Consider the following 13,377-nt stretch of genomic DNA (forward strand, 5'->3'; position numbering starts at 1 on the left):
GCTGGCCTCCGTGCGGCACAGGTGGGCCGGGTTCCTCGGCACGTTCGCGGCGCTGCTGCTCGGCGTCGCCGTCATCTCCGGCAGCCTCGCCCTGTGGGCGGCCGCCCAGCCGCGGGTCCCCGACGCGCTCGCGGCCACGGACGCGGTGGTCGCCTCGCCGTCGTTCGATCCCGTCGAGGGCGGTTTTCCGGTGTACCGCCCATGGTCGCCGGACGAGGTGTCCTCGCTGGTCGCCGACCTCGGCGCGACACCCGGGGTGCTGGCGGCGGTGCCGTTCCGGACGTTCTACGTGCAGCGCCTCGTCGGCGGGCAGCCGGCCGGGAACCCCCGCGACTCGGTCCACAGTGGACGCGCCTGGTCGTCGGCGGGGCTCGGCGGGTACACCATCCGCGACGGCAAACCGCCGGCCGATCGCGGCGAGGTGGCGGTGCCGGCCTCGGCGGGTGTCCCCGTCGGCTCGACGCTGCCGGTCCTGACCGCCGCCGGACCCGCGAGCTGGACGGTGACGGGGGTCTTCGACGGCGAGGGCTTCTACGTCGACGAGGCCACCGCGTCGGAGCTTGCGGGTGGTGTACGGGTGATCGGCGTCCGCTTCGAGCCGGGCGCCCCGGTGCGGCTCGACGCGGGGGCGGCCGGGACGATGCTCACCGGCGACGCGCGGTCCGCGGTCGAACCGGAGCAGGACACGCGGACGCGGTGGATCGGCGCGCAGCTGATCATCGCCACCGTGTTCGTCGGCGGGTTCGTCGCGGTGTTCGTGGTGTCGTCGACCTGCGCGTTCGCCGTGACGTCGCGGCGGCGGGAGCTCGGGCTGCTGCGCGCCGTCGGCGCCACCCCCGGGCAGGTGCGGCGGCTGCTGCTCACCGAGACCGTCCTCGTCGCGCTCGCCGCCGGGGTGCCCGGCGCGCTGCTCGGCGCTCTTGCCGCGCCGCTGCTGGCCGGGCCGTTCGTGGCCGTCGGCCTGGAGCCGACCGGGTTCACCGTCGGCGTGTCGTGGTGGGCGCTGGGCGTGTCCGTCCTGGCCGGGCTCGTCGTGGCCACGGCCGGGGTGTGGCTCTCCGCGCGCCGGGCCGGGCGGGTGTCGCCGCTGGACGCGCTGCGCGAGGCGGCGGCGGAGCGGCGGCCGATGACGAAGACCCGCTGGGCCCTGGGGAGCCTCTGCGTCCTGGCCGGCGGTGGCCTGGCGCTGCTCCTGCCGGGGTCGACCGCGCAGGACAAGCCGACCATCGTCCTGGCGTCGGCGATGTTCCTGCTGGTCGCGGCGGCGCTGCTGGCCCCTGTCGTCGTTGTTCCGCTGGTACGGCTGACGCCGGCCGGCCGGGGCGCGACGGGCGTGCTGGTCCGGGGCGCGGCGGCCGTATCGGCGCGGCGGCTGGCCTCGGTGGCGGCGCCGGTGCTCGCGGCGGTGGGGTTCGCGGTGCTGCTGGTCGGCACGTTCCAGACCGCCTCGGAGGCGGTGGACATCGAGGACGCCCGGGCCATCCCGGCCGCATCGGTGGCGGCAGGCGTCGCCGGCGCTCCGGGCCTGTCGGAGGCCGCGGTCTCCGCGCAGACTGGGCGCTCCGAGCTGCCGTCCGTCGCCTACCTGCCGTCGGGTGAGTCCATCCCCGTTTCTGGTGTACCCGATTTTTCGGGTTTTTCGGTTCCTTCGGTTTTGGGGTTTCCGGTGGGTTCGGAGGTGGCGCTGCGGTTCGCCGACGGGGTCGTGGTGCCGCTTCGGGTGACCGGTTCGTCCGACTCGGTGCTGCTGCCGCGGGACCTGGTACGGCGGCACGACCCGACCGCGATGGCGCAGGTGGTGCACCTGTCGGACGCGTTCGTGCCGTCGCCGGGCGCCGTCGCCATGACGGCCCGGGCCTACGTCGAGCGGGAGGCCGCGAGCGAGAACGACCTGGTGAACCTGTTCCTGGCGGTGCTGCTCGGCATCTCCGTCGGCTACACGGGGCTCGCGGTGGCCAACACCGTGCTCATGGCGACGTACGGGCGGCGGCAGGAGCTGGCGACGCTGCGCCGTACCGGAGCGACGACGGACCAGACGGCGCGCTTCGTGGTCGTCGAGTCACTGCTCGCGGTCACGCTCGGCGTCCTGCTGGGACTGGCGGTCGCCGTGCCGGCCCTCTTCGAGGCGCGGGCCGGGCTGCAGGAGGAGGTCGGCGCGCCTGTGACCCTGGTCATGCCGTGGGCCACGCTGGCCGCCGTGGCGGGTGCGTGCGCGCTGCTTGCGACGTTTGCCTCGCTTGTACCGTTTCTCCGACGGAGGATGTTGTCGGTGGGGGCACGTACCATGGCGGGGTGACTGGTTCGAAGCGCGTTCTGCTCGCCAAGCCCCGCGGCTACTGTGCCGGCGTCGACCGTGCGGTCCAGACGGTCGAGGAGGCGCTGAAGCTCTACGGCGCACCGATCTATGTCCGCAAGGAGATCGTGCACAACAAGCACGTCGTCGGCACGCTGCAGGCGAAGGGCGCGATCTTCGTGGAGGAGAACGAGGAGGTGCCCGAGGGCGCCACCGTCGTCTTCTCCGCCCACGGCGTCGCCCCCGAGGTCCACGAGCAGGCCGCCGCCCGCTCGCTGAAGGCCATCGACGCGACCTGCCCGCTGGTCACCAAGGTCCACCAGGAGGCCCGCCGGTTCGCCGCCGAGGACTATGACATCCTGCTCATCGGTCACGAGGGGCACGAAGAGGTCATCGGCACGGCCGGCGAGGCCCCCGCCCACATCCAGCTCGTCGACGGCCCCGACGGCGTCGACAAGGTCACCGTCCGCGACCCGTCGAAGGTGGTGTGGCTCTCGCAGACCACGCTCTCGGTCGACGAGACCCTGGAGACGGTCGCCCGCCTCAAGACCAAGCTCCCCCTGCTGATGTCCCCGCCCAGCGACGACATCTGCTATGCCACGTCCAACCGGCAGGACGCCGTGAAGGCCATGGCGCCCAACTGCGACGTGGTGCTGGTCGTCGGCTCCCAGAACTCGTCCAACTCGCAGCGCCTCCGCGAGGTCGCCGTCGACGCGGGCGCCAGCGCGGGCTACCTCATCGACTACGCCCACGAGATCCAGGACGACTGGCTCACCGGCGCCACCACCGTCGGCGTCACCTCCGGCGCCTCGGTCCCCGACGAGCTGGTCATGGAGGTCCTCGACTTCCTGGCCGCCCGCGACTTCACCGACGTCGCCGAGATCACCACGGCCCAGGAGAAGCTCGTGTTCTCCCTGCCCCAGGAGCTCAAGCGCGACATGAAGGCCAACGCCACCGCCCGCGCCGCCGAGGTCGCCAAGACCCTGTCGTAACGACCGCCCCCGACCCGGCGCCGTCCGCGGCGCTTGCCGCCGTCGCTGCTGATGCCCCGCCGCCCAGCTCCATGTGGGCGTGGTCGAGGTAGGTGAGGCCGCCGCACAGCGGCGAGGCCGGACGGTCGACCGCGACCCCAGGCAGCCCGCACGACCGAGACGCATCCCAACCCGGACCAGTACAACACGTCGTCCGACCCGTAGACACTGCGCTCCGCACGGTGGCCGCTCCACCCGTGCAGCAACTCCTGGCGGTCCGCATTTCCTCATGATCCGGAAGACTTTGTGCGGTCCTGGGTACACAAGGTCTTCCGGATCACGGGGACGCCGGCGCAGAACCGAGCGGGTGCCGATCACGCTGACCGCAGGGGTCGGCGATCGCCTGAGTCATGGCTACCCCACCGCGCGAGGACGCCTGCCCCTCGGTTCCATGATCCGGAAGAGCTTGTGCACCCCTGGGTACACAAAGTCTTCCGGATCACGGGGACGCCGGCCACGGCGCGACGCCGAGCGGGGCAGATCGCGCTGGCCAGGGGGCCGGTGATCGCCTGAGCGCCGACCGCCCACCGCGCGAGGACGCCTGCCCCTCGGTTCCATGATCCGGAAGAGCTTGTGCACCCCTGGGTACACAAAGTCTTCCGGATCACGAGGGGTGGGTCAGCGGGCGGTGGCGATGACGCTGACGGGTGGGTCGCCGTGGGTGTAGAGGGTGTCGACGACGAGTTGGAGGGCGGGGTTGGCTCGGACGCGGTCGTAGGCGCGGAGCTTGATCTGGTCGCGGTCGAAGTCGATGCGCTCTTTGTCGTTCGGCTGGTAGCGGACCCAGGTCTCCTCGCCGATCATCGGGCCCGCGGTGCCGCGGAGCTTGACCTTGATCGAGGCCAGGAACGGGGCCGCGCCGTCGGGGAAGACCTGGACGCGGACGGTGTAGCTCGCCGACCGGGTATGGCCCTGCTGGTCGACGCTCTGCAGGCCGAAGTCCACGTGAGCGATCTCGCCACGTGCGCTGACTGCCTTGGCGCCGGGTTTCCGGCCGAATCCGAACATGCCGGGGACGGTATCCCCCGGGCCCGCGCCGCCGCGATCATGTGCCCGACACTGCGGTATCGGACGGCCGACCGTCAGCGGAGGGAGGAGGCCAGGCGCTGGAGCTGGGAGTCGGTGGCGCGGCCGAAGATGATGACGGTGCGGGTGGGGGTGGACTGGATGAGGGCGCGTTCGCCTGGGCGGGCGTCGTCGTGGCGCTGCCAGTCGGTGCCGTTGATCGAGACCGGGGCGCCGGCGGAACCGGCCGTGCCGATGATCGACGGGATGAGGGTGGCGGCTGGCTGGGCGCTCTGGGCGAGCTGCATGGCGCCGTCGGAGGGGGCGGTCACGCCCAGGCGCAGGATGCCGCCGGTGTAGGTGGCCGAGGCGATCCGCCAGCCCGGTGGCAGATCGGTGGGGCGCAGCGGGGTGAACTGGCCGGCGCGCTCGACCGAGCCGTACACCTCGGTGGTGTCGACGGCCGGCGGGTCCTCGTGGCCGAGGTAGCGGTAGAAGCCGACCAGCAGGAAGACCGGCACCAGCAGGACCAGCATCGACAGCGCCATGTCGCGCGGACGGCGACCGGCGCGCTCCGAAGAAGCAGAGGCCGACGAGGCAGAAGCCGACGACGAGGAGCCAGCGGGTGCGGGAGCAGCGGTTTCCACACCCCCATCGTGAACCATCGGATGGAAGTTGCCACAACCGCCCGGCCACTAGCGACGCGGAACACGTCGGCCTGACACGATTGAGGATGGCCCGCCCGCCCACGCAACGCCGCGCGAGGAGAGCACACACATGAGTCGTGAGATGGATCGGAATCTGGCCCTCGACCTGGTACGAGTCACGGAGGCCGCGGCCATGGCCGCCGGACGGTGGGTCGGACGGGGGGACAAGAACGGCGGCGACGGTGCGGCCGTCGACGCGATGCGCCTGCTGATCAACTCGGTGCCGATGCAGGGCGTCGTGGTGATCGGCGAGGGCGAGAAGGACAACGCGCCGATGCTGTACAACGGCGAGCGGGTCGGGGACGGGACAGGCCCCGAGGTGGACGTGGCGGTCGACCCGGTCGACGGGACGACGCTGATGAGCAAGGGGATGCCCAACGCGGTGGCGGTGCTGGCCGTCGCGGAGCGCGGGGCGATGTTCGACCCGAGCGCCGTGTTCTACATGGAGAAGCTGGCGGTCGGGCCGGACTACGCGGACGTGATCAACATCGACGCCGGCGTCGAGGAGAACCTGCGGCGCATCGCGCGGGTGAAGCGGGCCGGGGTGGACGAGGTCACGGTCTGCATCCTGGACCGGCCCCGGCACAAGCAGCTGATCCAGGATGTGCGGCGGACCGGGGCCCGGATCCGGTTCATCTCCGACGGGGACATCGCGGGGGCGATCAGCGCCGCCCGCGAGGGTTCGGAGACCGACGTGCTGATGGGCATCGGCGGCACGCCCGAGGGCATCGTCGCCGCGGTGGCCCTGAAGTGCATGGGTGGCGCGATCCAGGCCAAGCTGTGGCCCCAGGACGACGCCGAGCGGGAGAAGGCCGTCGCCGCCGGCCACGATCTCGGTCGCGTGCTGCACACCGACGACCTGGTCAGCGGCGACAACATGTTCTTCTGCGCGACCGGGGTGACCAGCGGCGACCTGCTCAAGGGCGTCCGCTACCGGAGGGGTGGGGCGGAGACGCAGTCGATCGTGATGCGGTCCCGGTCGGGCACGATCCGGGTGGTCGACTCGTTCCACCGCCTGGAGAAGCTGCGGGCCTACTCGCTGGTCGACTTCGACGGGATCCTGCCGCCGCTGGCGATCGAGCCCGAGGGTGCGCTACCCAGCACTGGCTGACGAGAGGCTGAGCACCGACCGGACGGCCTCGTCGACCGGCGTGTGCGTCAGGCCGAACGTCGCGGTGACCCGGGACGAGTCCATGACGAACGGCCTGACGTGCTGGTGGCGCACCTCGCGGAACTCCTTGGCGAACTTGTCGGTCAGCCCGGCGGCCCATACCGCGGCCGCCGGGTAGGAGCGCAGGCGCGGGGCGGGCAGGCCGGCGACGCGGGCCACGGTGTCCAGCAGTGACCGGCCCGTCATCGGCGGCGGCGAGGGCACGTGCCACGCCCTGCCCCATGCCCGCTCGTCGGTCGCGAGCGAGATGAGCGTGTCGGCGACGTCGCCGATGTACGTGTAGCTGTGCGGCACGTCCAGGGCGCCGGGCAGCCACGCGGTCGTCCCGGCCCGCATCGCCGGCAGCGCCATCTCGATGATCGACGAGGTGGGGCTGATGTAGTCCGACGCGCGGGCCTCGAACGTACGGATGCCGGCGCCCAGCGCGTCGCGCCACATCGCCACCCGGACGCGACCCTTGCGACCCGTCGCCGCGAGCGGCGTGTCCTCGGTCATCGGGCCGGTGACGGGCCCGTAGCCGTACAGGTTGCCGGTGATCGCGAGGACGGCGTCGTTGGCGGCCGCGGCCCGGATCAGCGCGTCGTTGATCGGCGGCCAGTCGGTCGTCCAGGCGTGGTACAGCGGGTTGACGCAGTTGTAGATGACGGTGGCGCCGGCGGCGATCCGGCGCAGGGCGGCCGCGTCGGCGGCGTCCGCGGCGACCCGCTCGATCAGCGGGTGGGCGGGCCCGCCGCCGGAGCGGCTGACGATCTTGACGGGCTCACCGAACTCCGCGAGCCGCGCCGCGATGATCGAGCCGACGGCGCCGGCACCGACGATGACCTGCATGACTGCCTCCCCTGACGACGATTGCAAGAGCACTGCTCTCTCAGTAGAGCACGTGTCGTCGGACGAAACAAGAGCAGCGCTCTCCCAAAAGAGCATGAGACTATGTACGGCATGAAGGCGACAGGTATCAGGGCGCGGGTCCGTGCGGAGATGACCGAGGAGATCAAGGCGATCGCCCGGCGGCACCTGGCCACCGACGGGGCCAATCTGTCGCTGCGCGCCGTGGCCCGCGACCTCGGCGTCGTCTCCTCGGCGATCTACCGGTACTTCGCCAGCCGGGACGACCTGCTGACGGCGCTGATCCTCGACGCGTACAACTCCCTCGGGCAGACCGTCGAGGACCGGGAGCGCACGGTCGGCCGCGACGACCTCACCGGCCGCTGGATGGCGGTCTGCGACGCGGTGCGCGGGTGGGCGCTGGAGCGCCCGCACGAGTACGCGCTGATCTACGGCAGCCCCGTGCCCGGATACCAGGCGCCCACGGACACCGTCGCCGCGGCGACCAGGGCGGTCACCGTGCTGGGCACGATCATCCAGGACGCCGCGGTGGCGCGCCGCCTGCCGCCCGGGCCGCCGGAGCCCGTCCCTGACGCGGTCGCGGAGGATGTACGGCGGGCCAGCGCCGTGATCGCCCCGGACGTGCCCGACGCCGTGACGGCCCGCGCCCTGTCCGCCTGGGTCACGCTCTTCGGCCTGGTCAGCTTCGAGGTGTTCGGCCAGCTCAACAACGTCGTCGAGCACCGCGACGAGTTCTTCGAGCACCAGATGCGGGCGCAGGCCGGGTTCGTGGGGATCTGATCCAGGTCAGGGGTCCAGGGGGTCTAGGGGGTCGGGATGCCGAAGCCGACGGTGGTCCCGCTGCCCTCGATGGACTCCAGCGCGATCCATCCGCCGTGCGCCTCGACGATCGCCTTGCTGATCGCCAGGCCCAGGCCGCTGCCCTTGATCGCCCGTTTCTGCGCGTCGGCGGTACGGAAGAAGCGGGTGAACAACATGCTCTGCTCGTGCTCGGGGATGCCGACCCCGGTGTCACGGATCCAGACGACGACCTCGCCGTCGCGCTCGCGGCCGGTCACCGTGATCGCTCCGCCCGCGTCGGAGAACTTGACCGCGTTGGTCAGCAGGTTGAGCGCGACGCGTTCGATCTGCTCGCCGTCGCCCTGCACCACCGGGATGTGCTCGTCGACGTCGAGGGTGATGCTGAGGCCGGCCGCCTCGACGGAGGGCCGGATCGCCTCGTACGCGGCGTCGATGATCTGCCGCATCTGCACCGGCCCGACGCTGAGCGTGAGCGTGCCGGACTCGATGCGGGAGAAGGTCAGCAGGTCCTCGATGAGGTCGAGCAGGCGGCGGCCGTTGCGGTCGATGATGCCGACGATCTTGCGTTCGGTCGCGCCGAGGGAGCTGGCGTGCGCGTCGGCGAGGATCTCGGTGTAGCCGCGGATGCTGGTCAGCGGCGTGCGCAGCTCGTGGGAGACGGTCGCGACGAACTCGCTCTTGAGCCGGTCGAGCTCCTGCAGGTCGCTGTTGGTGCGGGCGAGCTTCGCAGCCTGCCGCTGCAGGGCCTCCTCGGCGCGCCGGCGGTCGGTGACGTCGGCGATCTGGTGCACCACGTGGTGCGCCCCGTGATGGCCCCGGCCGCGGGCGCTGCCGCCCGAGCCGATGAGCGACGCCGAGTACTGCCCCCACAGCGGCGCGCCGTCGGAGCGGCACAGCCGCAGCTCCTTGCTGACCTTCTCGGCCTCGCCGGCGACGAGGCGCTTCATCTTCTCCGCGACGATCGGCCGGTCCTCCTCGGCGACCATGTCCAGCAGCAGCTGCGAGGGCTGCAGCCCGGTCATGCGGGCCAGCTCCTGGTTGACCTCCAGCACGTGCCCGTCGAGGTCGGTGACGGCCATGCCGACCGGGGCGTGGTCGAACGCGGCGCGGAACGTCTCCTCCGCGCGGCGCTGGTCGGCGGCGAGCCGCTGCTGCGACAGGGCGTGCTGCACGGCCGAGCCGAGCCGGCTGAGCCGGTCCTTGAGCAGGTAGTCGACGGCGCCGTGGCGCAGCGCGTCCACGCACGACTCCTCGCTCATCGCGCCGCTGACCACGATCGCGGGGATGTCGTAGCCGCCGGCACGCAGCATGTGCAGCGCCTCCAGGGCGTTGAACTGCGGCAGCGAGTAGTCGGCGAGGATCACCTGCGGCAGGCCTTCGGGGTCGTCGAGCGCGGCCTGGAACTCCGCCCGGGACTCGACCCGCCGCCACATGGGCGCGAAGCCGGCCCGCCGCAGCTCGAACACGAGCATCTCGGCGTCGTCGGGGTTGTCCTCGAGGAGCAGGATCCTCATGAGTGCTGGTCGGTCAGGTTGAGCCCCAGCCAGTACAGGCCGATGCTGTTGACGGCGGACAGGAACTGCTCCATGTCGACGGGCTTGACGATGTAGCTGTTGGCGCCCAGCTCGTAGCAGGCGTGCAGGTCGCGGTCCTGCGCCGACGAGGTGAGCATGACGACCGGGATGTGGCGGGTGCGCGCGTCGGCCTTGACCCGGCGCAGCACGTCGATGCCGTCGACCAGCGGGAGCTTGATGTCCAGCAGCACGACCTGCGGCGGGTCGGCGGCGGCCCGCCCGAACAGGTAGTCGAGGGCCTCGGCGCCGTCGCGGGCGACGTCGACGTTGCGGGCGAACCTGCCCCGCTCGAAGGCCAGGCGGGCGAGCTCCAGGTCGTCGGGATTGTCCTCGACGAGCAGGACCCTGTTCGACAGCGGTTTCATCCGCCCACCTCCAACAGCGTGTCTGCGTATGCCGGAAGGGTGAAGTAGAAGGTGGCCCCCTCGCCGGGCGCCGCGTCGGCCCAGATCTGGCCGCCGTGCCGCACCACGATGCGGTGGGTGAGCGCGAGCCCGATGCCGGTGCCCTCGTAGTCCTCGGCGCGGTGCAGCCGCTGGAAGACCTTGAACAGCTTGTCGGCGTACCGCATGTCGAAGCCTGCGCCGTTGTCCCTCACGTAATACACGGCGTCGCCCCCGACGCCCGGCATTGCAGCGTCCGCCTCCGTGGTGACCTTGTGGCCGACCTCGATCCGGGCCGGGGAGACGGCGCGGGTGTACTTGACCGCGTTGCCGACCAGGTTGGCCACCACGTGCCGGATCAGCCGCGGGTCGCCCTGGGCGTCCGGCAGGTCCCCCACGGTCAGGACGATGTCGCGGTCGCCGCGCTCGACGCTCAGCTCGTCCCAGACGTCGGCGACGAGCTGGTCGAGGTGGACGCGCAGGCTCGTCATCTCCTGCCGTTGCAGCCGGGAGAACGCGAGCAGCCCGTCGATCAGCTCGCCCATCTGCTGCGCGCCGGCGCGGATGCGGGACAGGTACCGGCGGCCCTGCTCGTCGAGCGCGTCGCCGTGATCAAGGGCGAGCATCTTGGCGAAGCCGTCCACGGCTCGCAGCGGCGCCCGGAGGTCGTGGGAGACGCTGTACGAGAAGGACTCCAGCTCCGCGTTGGCCTCGCGCAGGTCGGCGGTGCGCTCCGCGACGCGCAGCTCCAGCTCCGCGTTGAGCCGCTCGACCGCCCGCTCGGCCGTCTTGCGCTCGGTGACGTCCTGGCCGACCTTGACGAAGCCGCGGATCGAGCCGTCGGGGCCGCGCACCGCCGTGAGCGTGCCGTGCACCCAGAAGCGGCTGCCGTTGTGCCGCACCCGCGGGCCGTCGATCTCGACCCGGCCGTACTCCGCCGCCTGCGCGAGGATGTGCTGCGGCACCCCCTCGGCGGCCTCCTCCGGCGTGAAGAACATCGCGTAGGAGCGGCCGATGACCTCGTCCTCGCGGTACCCCTTGAGCCGTTCGGCGTTGGCGGACCAGCTCATCACGGCCCCGTCGGGGTCCAGCATGTAGATCGCGTAGTCGCGGGCGCCGTCCAGCAGCAGCTGCAACAGCTCCTCGGAGGCGCGCACCTTCTCGTCGGCGTCGTGCAGGTCGGTGACGTCGCGCAGCACGGCGACCGCGCCGCCGTCGCCGTCCTGGTGGACCAGCCGCCGGAGCCGCACGTCCAGCCGGCGGCCCCGCACGATGATCTCGGCCTGCGCCTCGAGGGGGCGCCGCACCAGGTCCTCGAACCGGAACGGGGTGACGCCGTCGCTCTCGTACGCGTCGAGCAGCCGCGCCCACTCGGCCGGCGGTTGCCGCTCGACGTCGTCGCCGAGCAGCTCGCGGGCGCTCGGGTTGAGCCACATCGCGGCACCGTCGGGGCCGATGAGCACCACGCCGTCGCCGATCGTGTTCATCACCGCGGACAGCAGCGTCGCCTGGTGCCGCAGGTCCGCGGTGGCCTGGGCGACCCGGTCCTCGGCCCGGCGGCGCGAGGTCGCGAGGGTGTAGACGAGCACGGCGGTGACGACGGTGAGCGCGAGCCCGCTGAACACCATGCCCGCGTCGAGGTGGCTCTCGGCGCCCATCAGGGCCTCGCTGTCGGTGACGACCATCAGCCGCCACTGCTGGTCGGCGACCTGCACGATGACGCTGCGGCGCAGGTCGGGCCCGCCGACGTGCTGCCGCGAGATGCGGGCCATCGGCACCCACGCGTTGTCCTCGATCGCGGACAGCGTCACGTCCACCAGCTCGCGGGACGGCTGGAGCATCGTGTCGGTGAAGAAGGCCTGCATCCGCACGGTCAGCTCGACGAACCCGCGCAGCTCGCCGGTGACCTGGTCCACGACCCGCTGCAGCAGCACCACGGAGTGCTGCCGCTCCTGCTCCGGCAGGTCGGCGTCGCGCGGCAGCAGGTACGGGCCGGAGATCGCCGGCAGCCCGATCCGCAGCGCCCGCTCCAGGGCCCAGGCCGCCTCCGGCGCCGTGGTGAGGTCCTGGCCGACGCCGTCGCTCGTGTCCTGCGCCAGGTTGCGCTGCAGGACCGTGAAGTAGTGCCGGCCGGCGTCGGTGGCCGGGCCCAGCGTCAGCCCGACCGCGCCGCGGGCCCGCCAGTCGTCCTGGGCGGCCTGGACGTCGGAGTGCTGCACGGCGACGACGAAGTCGGCGGACGCGGCGCCGGGCAGCCAGAGCCGGCCGAGCGGGGCGGTGGCGGAGGTGAACGAGGTGGCGTCGATCTTCGGCAGCGCCTCCAGGCCGCCGGCGACGAGCTGCACCGCGTCGACGTACCGCTGGGCGGTGGACGCCACCGCCTCCTGCGCGGCGGCGACCCGCCGGTCGAGGGTCTGGCCGGCGTTGTCCAGCTCGACGCGGTGCATCAGCAGGCCCGCCCCGCCGGAGACCAGCAGGCCGAGCAGCACCACCCCGAGGACCTGGAGACGGACGCCCACCACGCTCTGCAGATCGGCGGTGCGCTGCGGTTACTGAGAAGTTGCTCACCCGTTGTCGGACGAGTGCCCCGGGAAGAGGTGGGCGGCCGGGTCGATGATCACGGCGGCGTTGTTGACGGCGGTGGCGGCCTCCCCGAAGCCGACCGCGATGAGCCGGACCTTGCCCGGGTATTCGCTGATGTCGCCGGCGGCGAACACCCGCGGCAGGTTGGTGGCGGTGGTCGAGTCGACCTTGATGTGGCGCTTGTCCAGCTCGAGGCCCCAGTCGGCGAGGGGGCCGAGGTCGGCGGTGAAGCCCAGCGCGGCGACGACGGAGTCGGCGGGGAGGGTGCGCGGTGCCGCGCCGCGGACGGCGACGTCGACGCCCGTGCACCTGGCATCTCCGAGAATCCGGGTGACCTCGGCGTTGACGATGATCTCGATCGGCAGGGCCTTCACGCGGGCGACGGTCGAGGCGTGCGCCCGGAACTTCTCGCGGCGGTGCACGAGCGTCACCGACCTGGCGACCGGCTCCAGCGCGAGGGCCCAGTCGAAGGCGGAGTCGCCACCACCGACGATGACGACGTCGTGCCCGGCCAGGTCGGCCAGGTGCGGCACGAAGAAGAGCAGGCCGTCGCCGGTGAACCCGTCGGCGGCGGGCAGCGGGCGGGCCGTGAAGCTGCCGAGCCCGCCGGTGATGAGCACGGCGCCGCAGCGCAGGACGGTGCCGTCGGACATCGTCAGCACGGGGCGGCCGTCGTCGTACGTGAGGCCCTCGGCCCGCACGCCGAGCAGGTAATGGGGGTGGAACTGCCCGGCCTGCTCGACGAGGTTGGCGACCAGGTCGCGGCCGCGGATGCCGGGGAACCCCGCGACGTCGAAGATCATCTTTTCGGGGTACATCGCCGTGACCTGGCCGCCGGGCTCCGGCAGCGCGTCGATCAGGGCGGTGCTGAGGCCCCGGAAGCCGGCGTAATAGGCACCGAAGAGTCCGGCCGGTCCCGCGCCGACGATGGCCAGGTCGACATCCCGCATACGGGGAACGCTATGCGGCGCCGGTGCCGATGA

11 protein-coding genes are annotated in these 13,377 nt (G+C 72.2%); 4 read left to right on the plus strand and 7 right to left on the minus strand.

Annotated features, from left to right (window positions below):
* The first annotated feature begins 10 nt into the window (after positions 1–10).
* Together ABD332_RS21410 and ABD332_RS21415 are read left to right on the plus strand one after the other, a co-directional pair.
* The gene (locus ABD332_RS21410; protein ID WP_344503773.1) at positions 11–2,296 is read left to right on the plus strand and encodes an FtsX-like permease family protein; all 2,286 of its coding nucleotides are present in this window, start codon (positions 11–13) and stop codon (positions 2,294–2,296) included.
* On the plus strand, positions 2,293–3,285 hold the full coding sequence (locus tag ABD332_RS21415; protein ID WP_344503774.1) for a 4-hydroxy-3-methylbut-2-enyl diphosphate reductase: 993 nt from the start codon (positions 2,293–2,295) through the stop codon (positions 3,283–3,285). The genes ABD332_RS21410 and ABD332_RS21415 overlap by 4 nt, the downstream gene beginning before the upstream one ends.
* Before the next feature lie 657 nt (positions 3,286–3,942).
* Here the strand turns inward: ABD332_RS21415 and ABD332_RS21420 are convergent.
* Both ABD332_RS21420 and ABD332_RS21425 read right to left on the minus strand, forming a co-directional pair.
* Positions 3,943–4,332, minus strand: a complete 390-nt coding sequence (locus ABD332_RS21420) for a hypothetical protein (protein WP_344503775.1) — start codon at positions 4,330–4,332, stop codon at positions 3,943–3,945.
* A gap of 74 nt (positions 4,333–4,406) precedes the next feature.
* Positions 4,407–4,994 (minus strand): DUF4245 domain-containing protein, encoded by a 588-nt coding sequence (locus ABD332_RS21425; RefSeq protein WP_344503776.1) that lies wholly within the window; start codon positions 4,992–4,994, stop codon positions 4,407–4,409.
* 124 nt (positions 4,995–5,118) lie between these two features.
* Here ABD332_RS21425 and glpX point away from each other — a divergent pair, with 124 nt between their 5' ends.
* Complete coding sequence (gene glpX / locus ABD332_RS21430) at positions 5,119–6,147, plus strand: class II fructose-bisphosphatase (protein ID WP_425552260.1); 1,029 nt, start codon at positions 5,119–5,121, stop codon at positions 6,145–6,147.
* On the opposite strand, the gene ABD332_RS21435 is transcribed toward glpX, so the two are convergent.
* Positions 6,130–7,035: a Rossmann-fold NAD(P)-binding domain-containing protein gene (locus ABD332_RS21435; protein WP_344503779.1), complete on the minus strand. Its 906-nt coding sequence runs from the start codon at positions 7,033–7,035 to the stop codon at positions 6,130–6,132. The genes glpX and ABD332_RS21435 overlap by 18 nt on opposite strands.
* A gap of 111 nt (positions 7,036–7,146) precedes the next feature.
* On the opposite strand from ABD332_RS21435, the gene ABD332_RS21440 reads away from it, so the two are divergent.
* Entirely contained in the window at positions 7,147–7,833 is a 687-nt protein-coding gene (locus ABD332_RS21440) for a TetR/AcrR family transcriptional regulator (protein WP_344503780.1), read from the plus strand.
* Between the two features lie 23 nt (positions 7,834–7,856).
* On the opposite strand, the gene ABD332_RS21445 is transcribed toward ABD332_RS21440, so the two are convergent.
* From ABD332_RS21445 to ABD332_RS21460, 4 genes are read right to left on the minus strand one after another with little or no spacing between them, the layout of a single operon-like run.
* On the minus strand, positions 7,857–9,368 hold the full coding sequence (locus tag ABD332_RS21445; protein ID WP_344503781.1) for a sensor histidine kinase: 1,512 nt from the start codon (positions 9,366–9,368) through the stop codon (positions 7,857–7,859).
* Positions 9,365–9,793, minus strand: a complete 429-nt coding sequence (locus ABD332_RS21450) for a response regulator (protein WP_344503782.1) — start codon at positions 9,791–9,793, stop codon at positions 9,365–9,367. The genes ABD332_RS21445 and ABD332_RS21450 overlap by 4 nt, the downstream gene beginning before the upstream one ends.
* On the minus strand, positions 9,790–12,330 hold the full coding sequence (locus tag ABD332_RS21455) for a PAS domain S-box protein (RefSeq protein WP_344503783.1): 2,541 nt from the start codon (positions 12,328–12,330) through the stop codon (positions 9,790–9,792). Before ABD332_RS21455 ends, ABD332_RS21450 begins: the two co-directional genes overlap by 4 nt.
* A gap of 45 nt (positions 12,331–12,375) precedes the next feature.
* Positions 12,376–13,344 carry an NAD(P)/FAD-dependent oxidoreductase gene (locus tag ABD332_RS21460; RefSeq protein ID WP_344503784.1) on the minus strand — a complete coding sequence of 323 codons (969 nt, stop codon included), beginning with the start codon at positions 13,342–13,344 and terminating at the stop codon, positions 12,376–12,378.
* Between the last annotated feature and the right edge of the window lie 33 nt (positions 13,345–13,377).

This window comes from Dactylosporangium maewongense (assembly GCF_039531485.1).
Classification (GTDB): Bacteria; Actinomycetota; Actinomycetes; order Mycobacteriales; family Micromonosporaceae; genus Dactylosporangium; species Dactylosporangium maewongense.

Bases quoted from the DNA above. Each gene is read 5' to 3' on its own strand.
- ABD332_RS21420 (WP_344503775.1), bottom strand. From the start codon at position 4,332: ATGTTCGGATTCGGCCGGAAACCCGGCGCCAAGGCAGTCAGCGCACGT.
- ABD332_RS21440 (WP_344503780.1), top strand. From the start codon at position 7,147: ATGAAGGCGACAGGTATCAGGGCGCGGGTCCGTGCGGAGATGACCGAG.
- ABD332_RS21450 (WP_344503782.1), bottom strand. From the start codon at position 9,793: ATGAAACCGCTGTCGAACAGGGTCCTGCTCGTCGAGGACAATCCCGAC.
- glpX (WP_425552260.1), top strand. From the start codon at position 5,119: ATGGATCGGAATCTGGCCCTCGACCTGGTACGAGTCACGGAGGCCGCG.
- ABD332_RS21435 (WP_344503779.1), bottom strand. From the start codon at position 7,035: ATGCAGGTCATCGTCGGTGCCGGCGCCGTCGGCTCGATCATCGCGGCG.
- ABD332_RS21445 (WP_344503781.1), bottom strand. From the start codon at position 9,368: ATGAGGATCCTGCTCCTCGAGGACAACCCCGACGACGCCGAGATGCTC.
- ABD332_RS21460 (WP_344503784.1), bottom strand. From the start codon at position 13,344: ATGCGGGATGTCGACCTGGCCATCGTCGGCGCGGGACCGGCCGGACTC.
- ABD332_RS21425 (WP_344503776.1), bottom strand. From the start codon at position 4,994: ATGGTTCACGATGGGGGTGTGGAAACCGCTGCTCCCGCACCCGCTGGC.